20 protein-coding genes are annotated in these 22095 nt (G+C 72.2%); 9 read left to right on the top strand and 11 right to left on the bottom strand.

The features are described from left to right. Positions 1-6: 6 nt before the first annotated feature. Positions 7-885, top strand: a complete 879-nt coding sequence (locus tag ACIOD2_RS42740; RefSeq protein ID WP_400551104.1) for a MurR/RpiR family transcriptional regulator — start codon at positions 7-9, stop codon at positions 883-885. Positions 886-990: 105 nt separating this feature from the next. On the opposite strand, the gene proC is transcribed toward ACIOD2_RS42740, so the two are convergent. From proC to ACIOD2_RS42700, 8 genes are all read right to left on the bottom strand, one after another. After that, positions 991-1785 (bottom strand): pyrroline-5-carboxylate reductase, encoded by a 795-nt coding sequence (gene proC / locus ACIOD2_RS42735; protein WP_400551103.1) that lies wholly within the window; start codon positions 1783-1785, stop codon positions 991-993. Then, positions 1782-2774, bottom strand: coding sequence for a proline racemase family protein (locus ACIOD2_RS42730; RefSeq protein WP_400551102.1), 993 nt, complete (start codon positions 2772-2774; stop codon positions 1782-1784). Before ACIOD2_RS42730 ends, proC begins: the two co-directional genes overlap by 4 nt. Next, positions 2771-3715 carry a threonine/serine dehydratase gene (locus ACIOD2_RS42725; RefSeq protein ID WP_400551101.1) on the bottom strand — a complete coding sequence of 315 codons (945 nt, stop codon included), beginning with the start codon at positions 3713-3715 and terminating at the stop codon, positions 2771-2773. Before ACIOD2_RS42725 ends, ACIOD2_RS42730 begins: the two co-directional genes overlap by 4 nt. 31 nt (positions 3716-3746) lie before the next feature. Beyond that, on the bottom strand, positions 3747-5153 hold the full coding sequence (locus tag ACIOD2_RS42720; RefSeq protein ID WP_400551100.1) for a serine hydrolase domain-containing protein: 1407 nt from the start codon (positions 5151-5153) through the stop codon (positions 3747-3749). Beyond that, a complete protein-coding gene (locus ACIOD2_RS42715; protein WP_400551099.1) occupies positions 5150-5983 on the bottom strand; it encodes an alpha/beta hydrolase in 834 nt (277 codons plus the stop codon). Before ACIOD2_RS42715 ends, ACIOD2_RS42720 begins: the two co-directional genes overlap by 4 nt. A 29-nt stretch (positions 5984-6012) precedes the next feature. Next, positions 6013-7206: a copper resistance D family protein gene (locus ACIOD2_RS42710; RefSeq protein ID WP_400551098.1), complete on the bottom strand. Its 1194-nt coding sequence runs from the start codon at positions 7204-7206 to the stop codon at positions 6013-6015. Between the two features lie 167 nt (positions 7207-7373). Beyond that, entirely contained in the window at positions 7374-8276 is a 903-nt protein-coding gene (locus ACIOD2_RS42705) for a MurR/RpiR family transcriptional regulator (protein WP_400551097.1), read from the bottom strand. 47 nt (positions 8277-8323) lie between these two features. Then, positions 8324-9154 (bottom strand): alpha/beta hydrolase, encoded by an 831-nt coding sequence (locus ACIOD2_RS42700; RefSeq protein WP_400551096.1) that lies wholly within the window; start codon positions 9152-9154, stop codon positions 8324-8326. A gap of 142 nt (positions 9155-9296) precedes the next feature. Here ACIOD2_RS42700 and ACIOD2_RS42695 point away from each other — a divergent pair, with 142 nt between their 5' ends. The 8 genes from ACIOD2_RS42695 to ACIOD2_RS42660 are packed head-to-tail and all read left to right on the top strand — an operon-like array spanning position 9297 to position 18584. Continuing rightward, positions 9297-10037: an amino acid ABC transporter ATP-binding protein gene (locus ACIOD2_RS42695; protein ID WP_400551095.1), complete on the top strand. Its 741-nt coding sequence runs from the start codon at positions 9297-9299 to the stop codon at positions 10035-10037. Between the two features lie 17 nt (positions 10038-10054). After that, a complete protein-coding gene (locus ACIOD2_RS42690) occupies positions 10055-10993 on the top strand; it encodes a transporter substrate-binding domain-containing protein (RefSeq protein WP_400551094.1) in 939 nt (312 codons plus the stop codon). Between the two features lie 24 nt (positions 10994-11017). Then, a complete protein-coding gene (locus ACIOD2_RS42685; RefSeq protein ID WP_400551093.1) occupies positions 11018-11662 on the top strand; it encodes an amino acid ABC transporter permease in 645 nt (214 codons plus the stop codon). Further along, positions 11659-12528 (top strand): amino acid ABC transporter permease, encoded by an 870-nt coding sequence (locus ACIOD2_RS42680; protein WP_400551092.1) that lies wholly within the window; start codon positions 11659-11661, stop codon positions 12526-12528. The genes ACIOD2_RS42685 and ACIOD2_RS42680 overlap by 4 nt, the downstream gene beginning before the upstream one ends. Continuing rightward, complete coding sequence (acnA, locus tag ACIOD2_RS42675) at positions 12525-15083, top strand: aconitate hydratase AcnA (protein ID WP_400551091.1); 2559 nt, start codon at positions 12525-12527, stop codon at positions 15081-15083. Before ACIOD2_RS42680 ends, acnA begins: the two co-directional genes overlap by 4 nt. After that, positions 15076-15765, top strand: coding sequence for an MBL fold metallo-hydrolase (locus ACIOD2_RS42670; protein ID WP_400551090.1), 690 nt, complete (start codon positions 15076-15078; stop codon positions 15763-15765). Before acnA ends, ACIOD2_RS42670 begins: the two co-directional genes overlap by 8 nt. Next, positions 15762-17972, top strand: a complete 2211-nt coding sequence (locus ACIOD2_RS42665; protein ID WP_400551089.1) for an aminotransferase class III-fold pyridoxal phosphate-dependent enzyme — start codon at positions 15762-15764, stop codon at positions 17970-17972. The genes ACIOD2_RS42670 and ACIOD2_RS42665 overlap by 4 nt, the downstream gene beginning before the upstream one ends. Before the next feature lie 57 nt (positions 17973-18029). Beyond that, positions 18030-18584 carry a TetR/AcrR family transcriptional regulator gene (locus tag ACIOD2_RS42660; protein ID WP_400551088.1) on the top strand — a complete coding sequence of 185 codons (555 nt, stop codon included), beginning with the start codon at positions 18030-18032 and terminating at the stop codon, positions 18582-18584. A 7-nt stretch (positions 18585-18591) separates the two neighbouring features. Here the strand turns inward: ACIOD2_RS42660 and ACIOD2_RS42655 are convergent, their stop codons facing one another. From ACIOD2_RS42655 to ACIOD2_RS42645, 3 genes are read right to left on the bottom strand one after another with little or no spacing between them, the layout of a single operon-like run. Further along, positions 18592-20856, bottom strand: coding sequence for an FtsX-like permease family protein (locus ACIOD2_RS42655; protein ID WP_400551087.1), 2265 nt, complete (start codon positions 20854-20856; stop codon positions 18592-18594). Beyond that, complete coding sequence (locus ACIOD2_RS42650; RefSeq protein WP_400551086.1) at positions 20853-21533, bottom strand: ABC transporter ATP-binding protein; 681 nt, start codon at positions 21531-21533, stop codon at positions 20853-20855. The genes ACIOD2_RS42655 and ACIOD2_RS42650 overlap by 4 nt, the downstream gene beginning before the upstream one ends. Beyond that, a complete protein-coding gene (locus ACIOD2_RS42645) occupies positions 21530-22051 on the bottom strand; it encodes a PadR family transcriptional regulator (protein ID WP_400551085.1) in 522 nt (173 codons plus the stop codon). Before ACIOD2_RS42645 ends, ACIOD2_RS42650 begins: the two co-directional genes overlap by 4 nt. Positions 22052-22095 lie beyond the last annotated feature (44 nt).

Below are 22095 nucleotides of genomic sequence, written 5' to 3'. Positions count from 1 at the left end.
CTCTCCGTGAGCGACGACGGAAGCGAGCCGCTGGCCGACCGGATCGGCCGGCGGATCGGGGAGCTCTCGGCCGCCGAACGGCGCGTCGCCGAGTACCTGTGGAAGCACCCGGGGATGATCGTGCTGTCCACGGCGGGTGAGCTGGGCACGCTGAGCGGGACCAGCGACGCGACCGTCATCCGCACGGTCAAGGCCCTCGGCTACTCGGGCCTGCCCGAGCTCAAGCGCGCGGTGGGCCGGGACGTCGTCTCCGACACCCCGGCCACCCGGCTGCGCAAGCGCGTCGAGCAGGCCGGCGACGACACGACGTCCCTGCTGGACGAGCTGCTCGCGGAGTCCGTCGACCGCCTCACCGAAACCCGGCGGCTGCTGGCCGAGCCGGCGTTCACGGCCGCGGTCGAGCTGCTGGCGGGCGCGAACGCGGTCCTCGGCTACGGCCTGGGCGTGTCGGAACTGCCGGTGCGCTACCTCGCGACCCGCCTGCAGCGCCTCGGCCGCCGGGCCCGCAGCACGTCGGCGACGGGGTTCCGGCTCGCCGACGAACTGCTCACGATCGAGGCGGGTGACGTCGTGGTGCTGAACGCACCGGAACGCCTCCTGCCGGACATGACCACCCTCGTCCGCCACGCACGTTCAGTAGACGCGGGAGTACTGCTGCTGACGGACTCGCTGGGCGCCACTTTGGACAGTCAAGTCGACGTAACGCTCACGGCGACCCGCTCCCCAAGCGGCCTCACCCAAGAAGGCCTGAGCACGACGCTGGTGCTGGACTGCCTGCTCTTGGCGATCGCCAAGAAAGACCCCAGCTCGGTGTCAGCGAACACGGAACTCCTGGCGTCCCTCCGGGACCGCCTGGTCCCCGGCACCCCCCGACGCCGCCCCTGACGACCACCCGCGCCACCTCTGCCGCGGCTACCAAGTCCGTGAATGGCCCATTGAGGGACTTAGAGTCCCTCAATGGGCCATTCACGGACTTGCGGGGAACGAACTTCAGCGGCCCATTTCGATCGAGCGGTCGCGGGCGGCCACCACCGCGGACATCACCGCCGCGCGTAAGGCTCGGCTCTCCAGCTCCTGGATCGCCGTGATCGTGGTGCCGCCCGGGCTGCAGACCGCCGCGCGCAGCTGCGCCGGGTCGGCGTCCGGCTCGCCCAGCATCCGGCCCGCCCCCGCCGCTGTGGCCAGGACCAGCTCCTCCGACAACGGCCGTGGGAGACCCGCCAGGACTCCGGCGTCGATCATCGCTTCGGCGAGAAGGGCGAAGTACGCGGGACCGCCGCCGGAGAGCGCCGTTACCGTGTCCAGCTGGCTTTCCTGGACCGTGACGACCCGGCCGAGCGGCGCCAGCAGCGTCTTCACCCGGTCGAGATCCGCCGCAGCGGCGTAGCGGCCCGCGCTGATCGCGATCGTGCCCGCGCCGAGCGAGACCGGCAGGTTCGGCATGCTCCGCACCACCACCGGCTCCCCCGGCAGCCGCGCCTCGATGCCGGACGTCGGCGTCCCGCCCACCGCCGAGACGAGCAGCTGCCCCGGCGTCACCAAGGAAGCCAGCTCGTCGAGCAGCGCCGCGAAGTGGTACGGCTTCACGGTGATCAGCAGCGCGTCCGCCTTCGCCACGGCCTCGCCGAGCGACGTCACCGTCACGTCGTAGCGCGAGCGCAGGTATTCCGCCCGCGCCGGAGCCGGCTCTACGACGGTGATCTCGGCGGGCGAACCGCCTCCGGCGAGCAACCCGGCGAGGAGGGCCTCGCCCATGTTGCCGCCACCCACAATGGTCGTGGTCATCGCAGTAGGAACCCCGTTCCCAGGTCGTCGGCCGGATCGAGGGCGAAGGTGCACTCTCCGGTCTGGTAGGCGGTGCCTTCGATCTCGGTGGCCACCGCATCCGAGGTGGCCGACACGACGCGCCCGGTGAACGTCGTCCCGATGATCGAATCGTGGGTCAGGACGGCTCCGGCGGGCAGCCGGCCGTCGGCGGCCAGCAGCGCGAGCCGCGCGGAAGTCCCGGAACCACACGGTGAACGGTCGGCCTGGCCGTCGGCGAACACCGTGATGTTGCGCTGGTGCGGGCCCTCGGGCGTGTCCCCGAGGTCGTCGTAGATCATCGTGGCGTAGACGCCGCTGAGGCGGCTGTCTCCGGTGTGGGTGGCCCATTCCGTCGCGTTCAGGGCCCACTTGATCTCCCGGCCGGCCGCGATCAGCTCGGAATACTGCTCGGGAACCACCGCAAGTCCCAGCGCCGACGCCGGGACCGACGCGTAGATCGCGCCGCCGTAGCTGACGTCGACGCGGACCGTGCCCCGTTTGGTGACCACCTCGACGTCCCGGCCCATCACGTAGGAATCCACGTTCCGGAAGGAAACCCGCCGCGCCACACCGTCCACACAGGACACGGCCGCGGTGACCCGGCCCGACGGCACGTCCATGACGACGTCGGTGACGCCGTTCGACGCCGCGGCGACCCGGCCGGTGCGCACCGCCCACGCGCCGAGCGCGATCGTGCCGTGGCCACACGCCGTCGAGTAACCGTCCTTGTGCCAGAACAGGACGCCGAACTCGGCGCCGTCGTCGTCGGGTGGCACGAGGAAGCAGCCGTACATGTCGGCGTGCCCGCGCGGCTCGCGCACCAGCAGCTGCCGGACGGCGTCGATCTCCGGCGACGTCTGGGCGGCGGCCCGGCGCTCGAGGACCGTCGCGCCCGGGATCTCCGGCACCCCGGCCGTGACGATCCGGAAGGGCTCACCGGCGGTGTGGTAGTCGGTCGTGGTGATCATGACTCTCCGAGGATCGTGGCCAGCAGGTCGAGACCGATGTTCCGCCCCGAGATGACCAGCACAACAGGCCGGTCCGCAGGCACGAGGCCCCCGCGCAGCGCGGCCAGGGTCGTCGCGGACGCACCTTCGGCGACCACCCCGGCGGTCGCGACGAGCTCCCGCACCGACCGGCGGATGGCCGCCTCGGGCACCGCGACCAGCTCCACCCCGCAGTCCCGCACGATGCCGGGTGTGACGGACGCCGGCTCGAGGTTGCCGTCGAGCCCGTCCGCGATGGTCTCCCCCATCGGCACCGGCACCACGTGACCCGCGGCCACGGCCGTCGACAGCGCACGGCAGGCGCCGGCCTCGACACCGATCACGCGGACGTCCTGGGGTGCACGGCGCGCGGCCAGCGCCACCCCCGAGAGCAGGCCGCCACCCCCGGCCGGGACGACCACGGTGAAGTCCCCGGCGAGGTCCGCGGCGACCTCGGTGAGCAGCGTGCTCTGCCCGGCGATGACGTGTAAATCGTTATACGCCGAGACGTACTGCCCGCCCGCCTCCGCCAGGTCGAGGGCGTGGCGCTCGGCGCCGTCGAAGTCGTCACCCTCGAGGACGAGGTTGATCGGGTAGCGGCGCAGCGCCGCGATCTTGACCGGGGCCGCGCTCGTGGGCACGACCACCGTCGCGTCGACCGAGAGCAGCCGCGCGCCGTAGGCGATGCCCTGGGCGTGGTTGCCGACCGACGCCGTGACGACGGGTTTGCCCGCGTACGCCGTCAGGGCCGCGATCGCGCCGCGGACCTTGAACGACCCGACGGGCTGCGCGCCGTCGTACTTGAGGTAGACGGGCACGTCGAGCCCCGCCTGGGGGAACGGGATGAGCGGCGTCGGCGGCAGGTGGCGGGACACCACGTCCCACGCGCGGTCGAGGTCGGCGGCCGGCACGAGTGCGGTCATGGTCCTCCTTCGTGACGGGGCAGAGTGACGGTCAGGCGCGAACGGTGCCGCGCGCGGGCGGGAGGGCCGTCGGGCCGGAGTTGACGTTGGTCCGGTGGCCGAGGACGACGTCGTCACCCTCGAAGCGCAGCGTAAGGCGGTCGATGAACGGGCCTTCGAGGAAGTGCCAGGTCAGCTCCAGCTCGTCGCCGGCCCACTTCGCCCCGGCCAGGATCGGCGCCGCGTCGTCCTGGTACGAGTGGTGCAGCCGCCCGACGCTGACGCCGGTGCGCTGCCGCACCCACTTCTCGAGCCCGTGGTCGAGGGTGTGCGTGCCGCGGTCGTCCTCGACGACGAGCCGCACGGAGTCCGCCGTCGCCTCTACCGACAGCGAACGCACCCCTTGGTCGTTGGTCTCGAAGGCATAGGTACGAGCGAAAACGGGCCGCTCCCCCGGCGAATCGAGCAGCTCGGGTTCCCGCGCCCGCTCGACCCGGTGGTCCAGGTTTGCGGGCGGCTCGGCGAACGCACGGCGGAACGCCTCACGCAGCATCCGGGGCAGGTCGTGGTACTCCGGATCCGGCATGGCACCGGTGATCACGACGACCGCGCCGGAGTCCGGGAACACCATGCACTCCTGGCCGAACAGGCCGGAAGCCGCGTAGCTGCCGTCTTCGCTCGTCCAGAACTGGTAGCCGTACCCGGAGTTCGCGACGGCGTCCGGACCGGCCGGCAGCAGCTCCTTGCCGTTCCACTCCCCGCTGACCGCGCGCAGCACGTGCGGCGCCGACGCCTTGCGCACCCAGCCGGCCGGCAGAACGCGCTTGCCCTGCCACACGCCGTCCTGCAGATAAAGCACGCCGAACGACAGCAGGTCCCGTGGCCGCAGCGACAACCCGTTGCCACCGCTGGACACGCCGTCCGGGTCGCGTTCCCAGTCGAAGTCGGTGATGCCGAGTGGCTCGAACAGGCGGGGCCGCAGGTATTCGTCGACCGGTTCGCCCGCGACCTTCTGCACGATGGCGGACAGGACGTGGCTCGTCGTGCTGCTGTACCGGAAGGTGCGGCCCGGGCGTTCGACGACCGGCTCTTCGAGGAACTCACCGGCCCAGCCGGTCCTGCGCAGCCGGGTCGTCGCGCCGGACAGCCCGCGCGCGTGGCCGGTGCGCATGGTCAGCAGGTCCCGCACGCGCATCCGGCTCAGGTTCTCCCCCGGATCGGGCAGGTCGAAGAACCGCACCACCGGGTCTTCGAGGTCGAGCAGCCCTTCCGCCTCGGCGAACCCGACCGCGGTGGCCGTGAAGCTCTTGGTGGCCGAGTGGAGTTTATGCTTCAGGTCCGGTTCGTGCGGCCACTGCCACAGGTCGAGGGTCGTCGCGCCGTCGCGGTGCACGAGCAGCGAGTGCACGCGCATCCCGCGCGCGGCCAGTGCGTCCAAAAAGGACTCGACGGCGCTCATCGGGCGCTCTCGAGAGTGCTCAGCAGCCCGCTGACGAAGTCCTGCACCACCGGGATCACCTCGCTGCCCTGGTGCCCGACACCCGGGACGACGTCCCAGCGCACCGCGATCCCCTGCGAAACGAAGTTGTCGCGCAGGGTCTGCAGCCGTTCCACCCGGGTGCGGCCGGTGTCGGCGACGCCGTCCATCCAGTTCGGGCCGCCGGGGTTGTTGATCTCCCACGTCTCGACGTCCGCGGAGCCGACGACCATCTGCACCGGCACCGCGCGCAGGGCGCCGAGGTCGATGCGGATGCCGAAGCGCTCCTCGAAGCCGCCGGTGCCGAGCCACCACGGCAGGCTGTCGTCGAGCTGCGTGATCCGCCCGGGCGCGCCGATCGACACGCCGGCGAGGCGTTCCGGGCGGGCGTAGAAGAAGCGGTGCGCGAACTGCCCGCCGCCGGAGAAACCGTGCAGGTAGAAGCGATCGGTGCGGACGTTGAACCCGGCGCCGACCTCGTCGACGATGTGCAGCAGCTCCTCGTCGAAGCGGACGCCGCGGTATTCCAGGAACTTGTAGCTGTGCAGCTCACCGGGTTCCATCAGCCCGGCCGGGAACAGCGGGGTGAGGATGACGCAGCGGTGCTCGATCGCGAACTGCTTCCACAGGTCGCGGTAGAGCTCGGCCGACCGCCCGGTGCCGTGCTGGATGACCACGAGCGGCAGCGGTTCCGCGTCCGGCGTGTGGTCCTTGGGCACGTACAGCGCGTAGAACAGGCGCTGGTCGTGCTGCGAGGCGAAGAACGGGGTGCCGCCGACGAAGTGGGCGCGTTCGGAAGCGAGGTCGGTCATGGAGCGCAGTCCTCCTGGACGTCGTAGGGTCAGTATTCGGCGGCGGGCACGGGCACCGCGGCCTTCGAGAGCCGCTCGCTCACCTTTGCCGTGGTGACAAAGGAAACCGCGAGCAAGACGGCCAGCAGGGCACCGATCCCGACGATGCCGCCGCTGAGCGTCGGGTCGGGGTCGCCGGCCTCGACGCGGGCCGAGCCGGTCAGGAACGACAGGACGAAGAGCACGCCGACGGCCAGCACGACTTCGGCGGCGACCAGGCCCGGGAACACGCGCACAGCAAGCCGGAAGACCGAGCCGTCCGCACCCGCCGCGCGGGCCCGGGCGATGCGCGGCATCAACAGGAACTCGTTGAGCCCGCCGACCGCGATCATGCACGCCACCAGGGAAACCTTGACCAGCAGGAACCGGCCGAAGCTCGTCGTGAAGAGTTCGCCGGGGCTGCCGACGAACGTCCAGGCCAGGTACAGGCCGCTGATCAGCAGGCAGCCGACGGCACACAGCGCGACGGTGCTGAACCGCGTCCACAGCTGCGCCCAGGTGTCGCCGGCGCGGGCGGTGAGGTGGCGTCGGGCCGTCGCCAGCACGACCAGCCCGGCGATCCCGCCGACCCAGGTCGAGACGGCGAAAACGTGCGTGTGGTCGAGCACGCCGTCGACGAGGTTGTCGAGGGTCTCCTTGCCGAAGTCGGTCGGCAGCAAGGTGACCTGATAAGCCACGAAGGAAAGGACGAGCCCGCTCAAGGCAATTGCGGTCAGGTGCGCGCGCATCCGCGGTGACCACAGGAGCATCAGGACGACGGCGGACGCGCCCCAGAGCAGGTACTGGGTCAAGGTCTGCGCGCCGGTCGAGATCCACTCGCCGCGCTTGCCGGGCACGGTGACGTAGTTCCAGATCGAGCCCGGCCGCAGCGCCTGGCCGTACGGGATCTCGGTTCCCTTGACCCGCGCGGCTTTCCCGGCGATTTGGAAGTAGAGCGCGACCAGGTACCAGGTCCCGGCGAAGGCCAGCCAGAGGCTCGTCCGGCGCCGGAGCACCGCCCGGTCCGCCGGGTCGACGGACGGCCGGTCCAGCACCGGGCGCAGCACGATCAGGTGGAGCATCGTGGCGCCGATGGTGCCGATCAGGCCCGCGAAGTAGGCCATCTTGGTGACGATCCGCCACAACGCGGGCGTCGGGTTGGCGGTGGCGGCCGGCACGGCTTGCGCGAGCGAAAACCACATCATGACGATCTCCTCGACAGGCGGAGGACCAGGCCGTCCCGGCCGGTCGACACGCGGCCCGCGGCTGTTCGTAGCCTAACCTACAAGACGTCCATCTGTGAAGTATTTACTACAGACATTGGTCGCAACGACTACAAGAGTCCACTGTGGATAGTCCGTTATGGACGAATTCAGGCCTGACGCTTGCGACGCCGCTTCACCGCGGGCGAGGCGTCGTCACCCTGCACCAGCTCCGAACGCAGCTTCGTCAGCTCCTCCGCGGCCCGGGTCGTGCGGGTCTCGTCGTGGGAGGCCAGCTGCAGAAGCAGCGCGTCCGTGAGCACCTCGGCGCTGAGCATCTCGCCGGTGAAGTTGGTCGTCGACTGGGGAGCCGCCAGGGTGACGTCGACCCGGTCGGCGAACAGTGCGCCCAGCGAGCTGGAGATCAGCAGGACCCGGGCACCGACACTGTGCGCGTGGTCGAGGACCACCTCGATCTCGCCCAGGATGCGCGCCGGGGTGTAGAGCACCACGAGGTCGTCGGCGCCCAGGCCCAGCAGGTCGTCGGCGAGCTGGAAGCCGGTCGCCCAGCTCGCGCGGGCCCGCCGTCCCATCCGGGTCAGCCGCATCGCGAGGTAGCGCGCGAGCAGGCCCGAGCCGCCGAGGCCGAAGGCGAGCACCTCGCGCGCCTCGTCGAGCAGGCCGACGGCGGAGCCGAACTCCGCCTCCTCGACCAGCCGCCGGGTCACGGCCAGCCGCTCGGCCGCCTCGGCGAACACCCGGGCCACGGCGGACCCGCCCTCCTCATCATGGAAGTGACGCACGGCGTTGGTCTCGACCACGACCTCGGCCGCCAGGGTGCGCCGCAGATCGAGGAGCCCGCTGAAACCCAGCGACTTCGCGGTGCGGACGACCGTCGCGTCGCTGGTGTCGGTGGCGCTGCCGATCTGTTCGGCGGTCGCGAAGATCGCGTGCCTGCCGTGGTCGCGCAGGTACTCGGCGACGATCCGCTCGGCACGGGACATGCCCGTGAGGTTGCGGTTGATCCGGGCGCTGAACGACAGGTCCTGCCCGTTCTCGCCGTGCTCGGTCATCTGCTCTCCCCTGGACTCCGCCGCATAGTACTGTCGCCGCACCGCGCTCACGGGCGACCCGCGAGGACCTCTCCCAGGAACCCCTGCACGACCTCCTGCAGCTGCAGCCCGCGGTGCGCGATCCCCGGCACGACGTCGAAGCGCACGCCGATGCCGTGCCGCTCGAAGTTGTCGCGCAACGTCGTGAGCCGGGCGACCCGCGTGTCACCGCCGGCGTCGACGCCCGGCTCGGCGATCTCCCAGGTGTCGGTGTCCTCGGCGCCGACGACCAGCTGCACGGGCACGGTCCGCAGCGCGTCGAGGGCGAGGTCCTGGCCGAACCGTTCGCGCAGGTCGGCCGTGCCGAGCCACCACGGCACGTCGGGGTCGATCCGGGTGATCCGCCCGGGCGCCCCGACCGACAGCGCGGACAGCCGCGCGGCGTGCAGGTAGGCGAACCGGTGCACGAACTGGCCGCCGCCGGAGAAGCCGTGCAGCGCGAACCTCCCGGCGTCGACCCGGTACCGCTGCGCCACTTCGTCGACGATGTCGAGCAGGACCTGGTCGAACCGGACGCCCTTGAAGCTGAGCCGCTTGAAGCCGTTCAGGTCGCCGGGTTCCCCGATGCCGGCCGGGAACAGCGGGGCCAGCACGACGGTCTCGTGCTCCTCGGCGAACCCGCGGTAGGCGTCGCGGTAGCGCTCGGCCATGCGCTGGGTGCCGTGGACGACCACGGTGAGCGGGAGCGGCGCGGTCGCGCTCCGGTGCGCTTTCGGCACGTAGAGGCAGTAGGAGAACCGCTGGTCGGCCTGCGACGCGAAGAACGCCGTCGGGCCCGAGTGGTAGAACTCGACCGGGTCCAGGATTCTCGCGTCGGCGCTCGGGCGCGGGCTCGTCATGGCGTCTCCTTCGGGTCGTTCTCGTGTAGCGGCGACGACAGGTGTTGACATCTCGGTAGCACCGTCTATCTTAACGGTAGCCCACGCTACAACGTCTCGTTAAATGTAGCGAACGCTTCCAAGTCCGCCCAGGAGGAAGCCGATGAACGCTCCGCTGGTGAGCATCCGCGGTCTGTGCAAGAGCTTCGGCGACGTCGAAGTGCTGCACGACGTCGACCTCGACATCCACCAGGGTGAGGTGGTCGTGGTGGTCGGGCCGTCCGGTTCGGGGAAGTCGACGCTCTGCCGCTGCATCAACCGGCTCGAACGCGTCAGCTCCGGCACCATCACCCTCGACGGGGAGCCACTGCCCGCCGAAGGACGCCGGCTCGCGCAGCTGAGGGCCGACGTCGGCATGGTGTTCCAGTCCTTCAACCTCTTCGGCCACCGCACGATCCTCGACAACGTCACCCTCGGCCCGATCAAGGTCCGCGGGATGTCCGCCCGCGACGCCGAGACCGAAGCCCGGCGGCTGCTCGACCGGGTCGGCGTCGGCGACCAGGCGGCGAAACGCCCCGCCGAGCTCTCCGGCGGCCAGCAGCAGCGCGTCGCGATCGCCCGCGCGCTGGCGATGAACCCCAAGATCGTGCTGTTCGACGAACCGACCAGCGCGCTCGACCCCGAGATGGTCCACGAGGTCCTCGACGTCATGACCGCCCTCGCCGCCGACGGCACCACGATGGTCGTCGTCACCCACGAGATGGGCTTCGCCCGCCGCGCCGCCGACCGCGTCGTGTTCATGAGCGACGGCCGCATCGCCGAAGAGGGCACCCCGGAAGAGTTCTTCGACCGGACCGAGACCGTCCGGGCCCGCGACTTCCTCTCCAAAGTCCTCGCGCACTAACACTTTCAGGAGCAACCATGAGAACTCGCACCACAGTGGTCACGGCGGTCGCCGCCGCGCTGGTGGCCGTGCTGGCCGCCTGCGGCAGCGCCCCCAACCAGGCACCGGGCGCGGCCGCCAAGCCCGCCGCCGCCGACATCGCCGGCCAGATCGACGAGACGGCCGTCGTCGACGCCGCCCCCGTCGGGCAGAACCTGCCCAGCACGCCGATGCTGGACAAGATCCGGCAGAAGGGCGAGCTGACGTTCGCGGGCAGCCGCAACACGATCGGCTTCTCCCAGCTCGACCCGGCCACCGGCAAGCTCTCCGGGTTCGACGCCGGCATCGCGCAATTGCTGGCGAAGTACCTGCTCGGCAAGCCCAACGCGAAGCTCCAAAGTGGCGGCTCCGACACGCGGGAAGCGTTGCTGGGCAACCACACCATCGACGTCGCCATCCAGACCTACACGATCACGCCGGACCGCGCGAAGCTCGTCAACTTCGCGGGCCCGTACTACATGGCGGCCAGCGGCATCGTCGTGAAGTCGGCCGACACCACGATCAAGCAGGCGAGCGACCTGGCGGGCAAGAACGTCGCCACCGAGTCAGGCGCGGCGAAGGACGCGCTGCTGGCCGCGGTCCCGACCGCGAAGCCGATCCTGTTCGACACCGCCGCGCAGTGCGTCGCCGCCGTCGAGCAGGGCCGCGCCGAGGCGATGACGCTCAACAACGCGTCGCTGTACGGGGTCATCGCCACCAAGTCGGACGTCAAGCTGCTCGACGCGACGTTCGGGACGAACCCCTTCGGCATCGGCATGCCCAAGGACGACCCGAAGTTCAAGGACGTCGTCAACCAGTTCCTGAAGACGATCGAATCCGACGGGACGTGGACCAAGCTCTGGGAGAGCACGGTCGGCAAGCTCATCAAGACGCCCGCGCCGCAGCCGCCGCAGATCGGCTCCGTGCCCGGCTCCTGATCCGGCCCGAGACGGGAGACCACCGTGTCCGTACTGTTCGACCACCTCGGCGACCTGTTCACCGGGTTGCTCGTGACCCTGGAACTGGCCGTGCTCGCCTTTCCGCTCGCCCTGGTCGTGGGCACCGTGCTCGGCGTCTGCCGGGTCGGGCCCATCGGCCCGCTGCGGTCGGTCGCCGCGTTCTACGTGCACTGCCTGCGCAACTCGCCCCTGCTGCTGGTGCTGATCATGGTGGTCTTCGGGCTTCCCTACGTCGGGGCGACCGTGCCGCTGTTCGGCTCGGTCGTCCTCGGCCTGGGCCTGTACTTCGGCGCGTACGTCTGCGAGACCGTCCGCTCGGGCGTCGCGGCCGTGCCCGCCGGCCAGATCGAGGCGGCGCGCGCCCTCGGGCTGACGTTCTCCGGCGTCCTGCGGCAGGTCGTGCTGCCGCAGGCGTTCCGGTCGATGGCGCAGCCGCTGGGCTCGATCTTCATCAACGTCAGCCTCGCGTCGGCGCTCGGCGCGGCCGTCGGCGTCCAGGAGCTCACCGGCTCCGCCCGGCAGTTCAACCTCGACCACGCCCAGCCCATCCCCAGCTTCATCGCGGCGACGATCGGCTACCTGCTGATCACCCTCACCGCGGGGCAGCTCACCGGGATCATCGAGCGGAAGGTCCGGATCCGGCGATGAAGTCCTCGTCCACCACCGTGTTGTTCGACGAGCTCGGCCCGAAGGGCAAGGCCCGGCTCAAGGTCGCGACGATCGTCGCGGTCGTCGTCGTGCTCGGCGCGCTCGCCGGGATCTACTTCCAGCTCGACCACGTCGGCCAGCTCTCGTCGCGGCTGTGGTCGCCGCTGTGGGAGTGGCCCAACATCCGCTACCTGCTCGACGGCCTGGGGATGACGCTGCGGATCGGCCTGTCCTGCGCGGCGATGTCCCTGGTGTTCGGCACGGTGTTCGGGCTGGGCCGGCTGTCGCCGCGCCGCTGGCTGGCCGTGCCGGCCGCCGCCGCGATCGAGCTGTTCCGGGCGATCCCGCTGATCCTGCTGGTCTACTTCTTCCTCATCGGGCTGCCGACGTTCGGCTGGAGCCTGCCGCCGTTCTGGGTGCTGTCCATCCCGATCGTGCTGCACGCCGGTTCGGTGTTCGCGGAGATCGTCCGGGCCGGGGTGAACTCGCTCGACCGCGGCCAGTTCGACGCCGCCGCCGCGATCGGGCTCCGGCGCGGCCAGGCCCTGCGCCTGGTCATCCTCCCCCAGGTGTTCCGGGCCCTGCGGCCGGCGCTGGTCACCCAGGTGATCCGGACGCTCAAGGAGTCCAGCCTCGGGTACGTCGTCAGCTACCCGGAGCTGCTGCGCAACGGGCAGGTCCTCGGCGAGTACAACGCGAACTTCGTCCAGGCGTACGCGGTCACCGCCGCGATCTACATCGTCATCAACTTCGGCCTCTCCCGGATCGCCGAGCTGCTCGACCGGCCGCCGCGCGTCCGGCGCCGCTCCCGGATCGCCGAGCCAGCCCCCGCCACCCCGGCGGCCACGGTCGGGACGCTTTCGTGAGCGCCGACAGCTACGCCAGCCTCTCCTCGCTCGACCTGGCGGGCGAGCGGTTCCGGGTGCACCGCCTCGACGCCGTGCCCGGTGCGGAACGGCTGCCGCTGGCCCACAAGATCCTGCTGGAGAACCTGCTGCGCCACGAAGACGGCCACACGGTGACGGCCGGGCACATCCAGTCCCTGGTGGACGGTTTCCGGGGTGTCATCGCGTTCTCGCCGTCGCGGGTCTTCCTGCACGACACCAACGGCGTCCCGGTGCTGACGGACCTGGCCGCGCTGCGCGACGCCGTCGCCGAGGCGGGCGGCGACCCGGCCGCGGTGCGCCCGCACATCCCCAGCCACCTGACCGTCGACCACTCCATCGCGACCGAGGTGTCCGGGAGGCCGGACGCGGTGCGCCGCAACGTCGAGATCGAGTACGAGCGCAACGCCGAGCGGTTCCGCTTCCTCAAGTGGGGCGAGCGGCTCGACGGGGTGCACGTCGTGCCGCCCGGCACCGGGATCATGCACCAGATCAACCTCGAGTACCTCGCGACCGTGGTCGAGCGCCGCGACGGCTGGGCGTTCCCGGACACCTGCGCCGGCACCGACTCGCACACCACGATGGTCAACGCGCTGGGCGTGCTGGCCTGGGGGGTCGGCGGGGTCGAGGCGGAGGTCGCGCTGCTCGGGCAGCCGCTCAGTCTGGTCGTCCCGCCCGTCGTCGGCGTCGAGCTGACCGGCGAGCTCGGCCCCGGCGTCACCGCGACCGACCTGGTGCTCACCATCACCGAACGGCTGCGGGAGCACGGCGTCGTCGGCAAGTTCGTCGAGTTCTCCGGGCCCGCGGTGGCGCGGATTCCGCTGGCCCACCGCGCGACGATCTCGAACATGTGCCCGGAGTTCGGGGCCACCGCGGCGATGTTCCCCATCGATGCCACGACGCTCGGCTACCTGCGGCTCACCGGCCGCACACCCGACCACGTCACCGCGGTCGAGACGTACACCAAGGAACAGGGCCTCTGGCACGATCCTTCCGTCAGCCTGCGCTTCGACGAGCGGGTGCGGATCGACCTTGCCGCCGTCACACCTTCGCTCGCCGGGCCGCGTCGGCCGCAGGACCGTGTCGCGCTCGCCGACGTGCCGGCGAACGCGACGGCCGCGATCGGGTCCACTGTGGACCGTGACGGGGTTCCCGACGGTGCCGTCGCGATCGCGGCGATCACGTCGTGCACCAACACGTCCAACCCGCACGTGATGGTCGCCGCCGGGCTGCTCGCGCGCAACGCCCGCGCCCGCGGCCTGACGTCCGCGCCCTGGGTGAAAACGAGTCTCGCGCCGGGTTCGAAGACCGTCACGGAGTACCTGCGGCTCGCCGGGCTGACCGAGCCCCTCGACGAGCTGGGGTTCCAGCTCGTCGGCTACGGCTGCATGACGTGCATCGGCAACTCCGGGCCGCTGCTGCCGGCGGCCGCGGAAGCGGTCGCCGAGCGCGGCACGGTCGTCGCGTCCGTGCTGTCGGGCAACCGGAACTTCGACGGCCGGATCAACAACGACGTCTCGCTGAACTACCTCGCGTCACCGCCGCTGGTCGTCGCGTACGCGCTCGCCGGGTCGGTCAAGCACGACCTGACCACCGAACCGCTCGGCACCGATCCGGACGGCGTGCCCGTCTTCCTCGCCGACCTCTGGCCGGACGACGCCGAGGTCGACGCCGTCGTCAGCGCCCACCTCACCCCGGAGCTGTTCCGCGACGCCTACGCGGACGTCTTCGACGGCGGCGAGCGCTGGGCCGCCGTGCCCGCGGCGGGCGGCGACCGGTTCGAGTGGCCACCCGGATCGACCTACCTGCGGCGGCCGCCGTTCCTCGACGACGTCCCGGGCCCACCGGCCGACTTCCTCGGCGCGCGAGCCCTGCTGCTGCTCGGCGATTCGGTGACCACCGACCACATCAGCCCGGCCGGGCGGATCCCGCCGTCGAGCTGCGCCGGGGAGTACCTGACCGGACTCGGCGAGGCCGACCTGAACACCTACGCCTCCCGCCGTGGCAACTTCGAGGTGATGGTGCGCGGCGGTTTTGCCAACCCGCGCCTGAAGAACCGCCTCGCGCCCGGCGGCACGACCCGGGACGCCGCCGGGGACGTCGTCCCGGTGTACGAGGCCGCGCGGTCCTTCACCGGCACTCCCCTGCTGGTGATCGCGGGCCGCGAGTACGGCACCGGGTCGTCGCGCGACTGGGCGGCCAAGGCCACCGCGCTGCTGAAGGTGCGGGCGGTGCTGGCCGAGTCGTTCGAGCGGATCCACCGGTCGAACCTGGTGCAGCTGGGCGTGCTCCCGCTGCAGTTCACCGAGGGGCAGAGCGCGGAGACCCTCGGGCTCGACGGCACCGAGGAGTTCGACCTGCTCGGCATCCCCGAAGCCGTCGAGGATCCGGCGCGGCCGGTGACCGTGCGGGTCCGGCCGCGGGACGCGCCCGCGTTCGCGTTCGAGGTCCGCGCCCGGCTGGACACGCCGCGGGAGGCCGTCTACTACACCCACGGTGGTGTGCTGCCCTACATGCTCAAGCAGTTCGGTGCCTGAGGCCGTCGTCGAGCCGCTGCTGCTCGGCTACGGGCTCTCGTCGGCGCAGGGCAGCATCGGGTTCTGCGGGGTGTACCTCGTCCACGCGGCGGGACGCCGGATCCTCTTCGACTGCGGCCACACCGGACGCCGGAAGGCGTTGCTGCGGGCGCTGGGCACGCGTTCGGTCGACACGCTGGTGCTGTCGCACGCGCACTGGGACCACGTGCAGAACGCGGACCTCTTCCCCGACGTCCTGATCCACCCGGACGAGGACCTCTCGCCGCGCGGAAACCCGGTGGCGCCGCCGTGGACGTCGGCGATCCTCGCCCACGCGCGTCCGGCGACGGACGGGCTCGAGCCGGCCCCCGGCGTCACGGTCACCGCCCTGCCCGGGCACACCGCGGGCTCGATCGGGCTGACCGTCACCACGGCCGCCGGTGTCGCGCTGCTGACCGGGGACGCCGTCCCGTCGGCGCGGTCCGTGCGGGCGGGTCGGTGCGCCACCGCCGTCGACGAGGGGGCCGCGGCGCGGTCACTGTCCTTTGTGCAAGCTCACGCCGATGTGGTCTACCCCGGCCACGACCGGCCGTTCACCATGGAAGGCGGGCAGCCGGGCCGGTACCTGCTGCCCCGGGCGGACCTCGCCGCCGGCGAGCCCGACCCGCGCACCCGGGAACCCGGAAAGGACGCCTCCGCATGAGCCTCTTCACGGAACCGGCACCGGCTTTCGGTTCCGGGAGCCTGCGTGCCGCGCTCGGTGACCACTGGCGGCTGACCGACCCGGTGCTGAAGCCCCTGGACAGCGAACGCGACCGGAACGTGCTCGTCGACGGCCGGTTCGTCCTCAAGATCTCCAACCCGGCCGAGCGCGCCGACGTCGTCGACATGGAGGTCCGCGCGCTGGAGCACGTGCACACCGCGGACCCCGGGCTGCCCGTGCCGGAGTCCGTCGCCACGCGGTCGGGCGAGGCGGTCGCGCACCTGACCGACGACACCGGACGCGCGTGCCTGGCCCGGCTGATCACCCTGCTGCCCGGCGTCCCGCTCGAAGGCAAGCCGCTGGCAGGCGGGCTCGCGGCCCAGGTCGGCGCGGTCGCGGCGCGGGTTTCCCTGGCGCTGCAAGGGTTCTTCCACCCCGCGGCCGGCCGCACCCTGCTGTGGGACGTCCGGCAGGTGGCCGCAGTGGTGGCCGAGTCGGGCATCGGGCGGTTCGGCGAGCTGGTCGCGCGGGTGGCACCGGCGCTGGCCGCGACGGCCACCCTGCCCTCCGGCGTGCAGCACGCCGACGTCACGCTCACCAACGTGCTGGCCGAGGACGGCGCGATCACCGGGGTGATCGACTTCGGCGACATGCACCACACGGCCGCCGTCACCGACCTGGCCGGCACCCTCACGTCGGTGGTGCGCCGGTCCGATGACCTTTGGCGCGGCACGGAAGCCGTGCTGCGCGGCTACCAGCGGCACCGCGCGCTGAGCCCGGACGAGGTGGCCGTGCTCGGCGAGCTCGTCATCGCCCGGCTGCTCACCACCTTGGCGGTGTCGGCGACGCGGCGGGACGCACACCGCGACAACGAGCGCTACATCACGCAGTACGACGACACCAGCGAGCGGGTATTGGCGCAGCTGAGCGCCTTCACCCCGGCCGAGCTGGGCGACCGGCTGGCGCGCCTGGCCGGGACCCGCGACCTCGCCACGGCGGTCCCGGAACCCGAGCTGCCCGCCCGGCGGGCCGCGGCGATGGGCGGCGGGCTGTCCCCGCTGTTCTACCGCCGTCCGCTCGAGCTGGTCCGCGGGGAAGGCACCTACCTGTACGCCCGCGACGGCCGCCGGTACCTGGACGCGTACAACAACGTCGCCGTCGTCGGGCACGCGCACCCGGCCGTCGCGCGGGCGGTCGGGCAGCAGCTGGGCGAGCTGAACACGCACTCGCGGTACCTGCACGGCGGCATCGTCTCGCTGGCCGAGCGGATCCTCGCGACCATGCCGCCGGAGCTGGACACGTGCCTGTTCACCACGTCCGGCACCGAGGCGAACGAGCTGGCGTGGCGACTGGCGACCGAGTACACCGGCGGCGACGCGGCGATCATCGCCGAGCACGCCTACCACGGTTCGTCGAAGTGGATGGCGGACCTCAGCTCGAACGAATGGCCGCCGGGCTACCGGCCACCGCACGTCGGGACGTTCGCCGCACCACGGGATTCCGTTACCACGCCGGCCTTTTCGGCCGCAGGCCTGCGCCCGGCGCTGGTCCTCGCCGACTCGCAGTTCACGTCGGAAGGCATCCTCGACGTCCCCGCCGGGTTCCTCGCCGGGCTGGTCGAGAGCGCGCACGCAGCCGGCGCGCTGTACCTGGCGGACGAGGTCCAGTCGGGTTACGGCCGCAGCGGCCCGCAGCTGTGGCGGTTCGCCCTCGCCGGGATCACGCCGGACCTGGTGACGCTGGGCAAGCCGATGGGCGCGGGCTACCCGATCGGCGCCGTCGTCACCCGGCGCGAGATCGCCGACGTCCTGGCCGGCCGGTACGAGTACTTCTCCACCTTCGCCGCGACCCCGGCCGCCGCGGCCGCGGGCCACGCCGTCCTCGACGTCCTGGAGCTGACCGGCCTGCCCGCCCGCGCCGTCGAGGTCGGCGAGCACCTCCGCCGGGGCCTGCGGGAGCTGGCCTCCCCGCTACTCGGCGAGGTCCGCGGCACCGGCCTGCTCGCGGGCATCGACGTGCTTCCCGCCGGCGACGTCCCGTCCCGCGAGGTCGCCCGCTCGCTGCTCGAAGCCCTGGTCGAGCGGGGTGTGCTCGCCGGCCTGACCGGCCCGCGCGGCGACGTGCTGAAGGTCCGCCCGCCGCTGGTCTGGGAGACCGAGCACGCCGACGAGTTCGTCGCACGGCTCGCCGAGGTCGTCCGGGCCTGACCTCCGCGCGCTCGCCGCGCCGAGGCGGCGGGGGCCGGGCGGCGCTACGATGACGGCGTGGCGGCGGTACGGGCGGCGCAGGCCGAGAAAACCAGGCAAGCGGTGCTGGACACGGCGCGGAAGCTGTTCCTGGAGCACGGGTTCGACGCCACCTCCCTGCAGCAGATCGCCGACACCATGGGTGTCACCAAGGCGAACGTCTACTACTACTTCCGCACCAAGATCGCCATCCTCGAAGCGCTCCTCGAACCCACCGTCGCCGCGCTGGCCGCCGGGCTCGACGCCCTCGAGCGGATCAGCGGCCGCGAAGAGCGCCTCGAGTTCTACGTGACCCACTGGGTGGACCAGGTCGTCACGGCGTACCGCACGCTCGCGCCGATGAGCCAGGCCGACCCGATCGTGCGGCGGCACCCCGGCATCAGCCGGACCCTCGACGAGCTCGCCGAGCGCGCCCTGCACCTGCTGTTCGGCCCGGACCCGACCACGGACCAGATCGCCGCCTACTCCCTGATCAGCGACCTGGGCGTGGTCACGCGCCGCCTCGACGCGCTGCCCGACGACGAGCTCCGCGCCGTGCTCACCCGCCTCTGCCTGCGGGTCGTGCGGAGCTGAACCGCGCTCATTCCTCCCTCAGGTTCTCCAGGCTCGTCGACCGCCACAGCGCCGGCAGCGTCACCGCGGTGACCCCCAGCACCGCGATCGCCGCCGTGGCCGTCAGGACCAGGATCGTCGAGACGTCGACCACCATCGTGCGGTGCACCACCAGCGTCAGCAGCAGCCAGTCGAGCCCCAGCCCGGCGGCCACCGCGACGACCACCGCCACCGCGACCGGGATGACCATCTGCCACAGCAGCGACCGGGCGAGCACCCCGCGGCCGACGCCGTTGGCCATCAGCGCGGCGAGGCTGCGGCGCCGTTCGCGCAGCTGCTCCCAGGCCGCGATCATCAGGCTGCCCGCGGCGAGCAGCAGCACCAGGATCGACCCGACCGACAGCACGCGGGCGATAAGCGCGAAGGTGCCGTCGCGTTCCGTGCCGAGCGAGTAGACGATCCCGTTCCAGCCCAGCTGCCCGACGGCGTTGCGGACCTGCTCCACCAGGTCCGGGTCGGCCGCCGGGATCGTCGCGGTCGAGGTCAGCCCGACCGCCGTCGCGGTCGACATCGCGGCCGGGGTGACGAGCAGGCCGGCCGGATGTCCCGGCACCGTGCGGAAGCGGTCCACCGGGATCGTCCACTGTGGTGGGACGTCCGGGTCGGCGCGGCGGGCACCGAGGAACCAGAGCCGGTCACCGGGCGCCGGGTGGTGGGCGTCCGGGGCGGGGGTCCCGACGGCGAACACGTCGCCGTCGCGGCAGTCGCCCGGCGCGCCCTTGGCCCGCAGCTCGGCGCAGGTGCCGAACTCGAGCGTGGTCTCCGCACCGGCCGCGTCCACCAGCCGGCCGCCGGTCTTCACCGGTGCGTCACGCGCCCCGGGCAGGTCGTGCAGCGCGGCGGTGAACGCCTGGACCTCGGTGAGGTTCGACGCGAAGTTGCTCGCCAGCACCCTGGTGTCGGCCGGGCCGGGCTGGTCGCTCTCGGCCCGGGCGTAAACCCCTTGCAGGGCAATCGATCCGGCCAGCACCACGGCGATCCCGCTCACCAGGCGCGCCGCGGACGCGCCGTCGAGCTGCAGCCGCCGGACGGCGAGCAGCCAGGCCGGCGAGCCACCGCGCAACCGGGCCGCGATCCGCTCGACCAGCCACGGCAGCACGAGCGGCACGGCCATCAGGATCAGCACCACCCCGGTGATCACCGCCGTGTCCCCGGCGTCGGCCGCCGCGGTCTCCCACCGCGCCGCCAGCAGCACCCCGCCGACGACCGCGGGAAGGAGGCGCCACCACAGCGTCCGCTTGACCTGGCCTCCCCGCCGCACCACGCCGAGCGGCTCGATGACGACCCGCCGCAGCGCGAACAGGGCCGCGAGGCACGCCAGCACCGGCAGCAGCACCACGGCCGGGACGCCGAGCCGCCAGTCGGGCACGACGTCACCGCCGAAGATGCCGCCGCGGAAGGCCGACACGGTGATCATCGGGACGAGCGCCCGGACGAGCAGGAACAACGCCGCGCCCACCACGAGCCCGGCGAACGAGCCGAGCAGCGCCTCCCCCGCGGCGATCCGGCCCACCTGGCCGCGGTCGGCGCCGACCAGGCGCAGGGCGGCGAGGCACCGGTCCCGCGACGCCGCGGCGAGCCGGGTGCTCGTGACCACGAAGACGAAGACGGGGACCAGGCAGGTCGTCGCGCCGAGCACGACCAGCAGCAGTTCCAGCGCCGTCAGGCCCCGGTGGACGGGTTCGCCGCCGAACCGGCTCACCGCGGCGGCGTTCGGCTGCGCGGCGGCGGTGGTGGACCCGACGTAGAAGTAGAGCTCGTTCGGGCCGGTCAGGCCGGCCTCGCCGATGGTGCCGATCACCCACTGCGGGAACCGCGGGCGCAGCTGCTCGCCTTCCGGCGACGCCAAGAGATCGGCGAGCGCCGGCGACAGCACCGCCTCACCCATCTCCGGCAGCCGCTCGACGCCCGGCAGCGCAGGAGCGTGCGGCCCGGTCTGCTGCACGAGGTAACCCTGCAGGCCGCGGCCCCGGAACTCGTCCGTCCGCTCGACGACGTGGACCGGGTCGACCCCGGCGACCGGCGGGCCGTCTTCGATCGCCGTCCGCGCGGCGGCCCGGTCGTCCCGGGCGCCGAGCAGGTGCGGCACCGACGCCGCGGTCAGCAGGACGGCCACCCCCAGGCCGACCCCGGCCGCGGTGAGGGCCAGCCGCACCAGGGCCGTCCGGGCGCCGCCACCGCCGAGCGCGAGGCGCACCCCCAGCGCCAGGTCGCCGCACCAGCGCCGGATCACCGGGTCACCTCGAACTGCCGGGTGCGGCCGTCGCGGACGACGACCTCACGATCGGAATAGGCCGCGACGCGGGCTTCGTGCGTCACCAGGACGATGGCGGCGTCGCGCTCGCGGGCCGCCGACGTCAGCAGCTGCATGACCTGCTCCCCGTTGAGGGAGTCGAGAGCGCCGGTCGGTTCGTCGGCGAAGACGACCCGCGGACCGGTCACCAGTGCGCGGGCCACGGCCACGCGCTGGCCCTGCCCGCCGGACACCTCCCCCGGCCGTTTCCCGGCGACGGCCAGCAGATCGAGCTCGTCCAGCAGCTGCCGTCCCCGCTGCGCGGCGACGCGCGGGCGTTCGCCGTTGAGCCGCAGCGGCAGGGCGACGTTCTCCAGGCAGGTGAGCTCCGGGACGAGCCGGCCGAACTGGAAGACGAACCCGAAGTCCGTGCGGCGCAGGGCGGAGCGCGCGCGGTCGGGCAGCCCGGCCAGGTCGGCACCGTCGTAGTGGACGGTTCCGGCGTCGGGCCGGACGATCCCGGCCAGGCAGTGCAGGAGCGTCGACTTGCCGGACCCGGACGGCCCCATCAGCGCGACGACCTCCCCCGCGCACACCCGCAGGCTCGCGGCCGCCAGCGCTTCGGTCGGGCCGTACGCCTTCCGGAGGCCGGCGGCTTCGAGCAGGACGTCGTTCACGCGACCTCCTTCGCCAGCTGATCGAGCCGGGCCGCGGTCAGCTCCAGCCAGCGGAGGTCGGCCTCCAGGTGGAACAGCGCGTGGTCGCAGATCAGCTGGTCGGCGAGGTCGCCGCCGGTCTTGCGGCGGGTCAGCTCGCGCATGGCGTCGAGGTGCGCCGAGCGCTGCACGTCGAGCACCTCGGAGGCGGGCCGGCCGGACAGCAGCGCGAGCACGACCTTGGTGTAGAGCGTGTTCTGCAGGTAGGCCTCGGGCTTTTCCGGCGTGGCGAGCCAGCTGCCGACGTCGGCGACCCCGGCGTCGGTGATCGCGTACCGCTTCCGCTCGGGCCCGCCGTCGACCTCGACCCCGTCGGCCTCGACGAGCCCCTGCTTGAGCAGCCGCGCGAGGGTCGAATAGACCTGCCCGTAGTGGACCTGCCGGTCGTGCCCGAACCGGTCGTCGTAGGCACGTTTCAGGTCGTAGCCGTGCCGCGGGCCGCCTTCGAGGAGCCCGAGCAGAGTGAGTCCGATCGACATGCGAGCGACTATACACAGGGAGTATATCGCTGGTTTATACACCC

Origin of the sequence: Amycolatopsis sp. NPDC088138 (assembly GCF_044741685.1) — a bacterium.
In the GTDB taxonomy this organism is placed as follows: Bacteria; Actinomycetota; Actinomycetes; order Mycobacteriales; family Pseudonocardiaceae; genus Amycolatopsis.
Note: the sequence above shows the minus strand (reverse complement) of the source record. Positions and strands in the feature narration are given on the sequence as shown.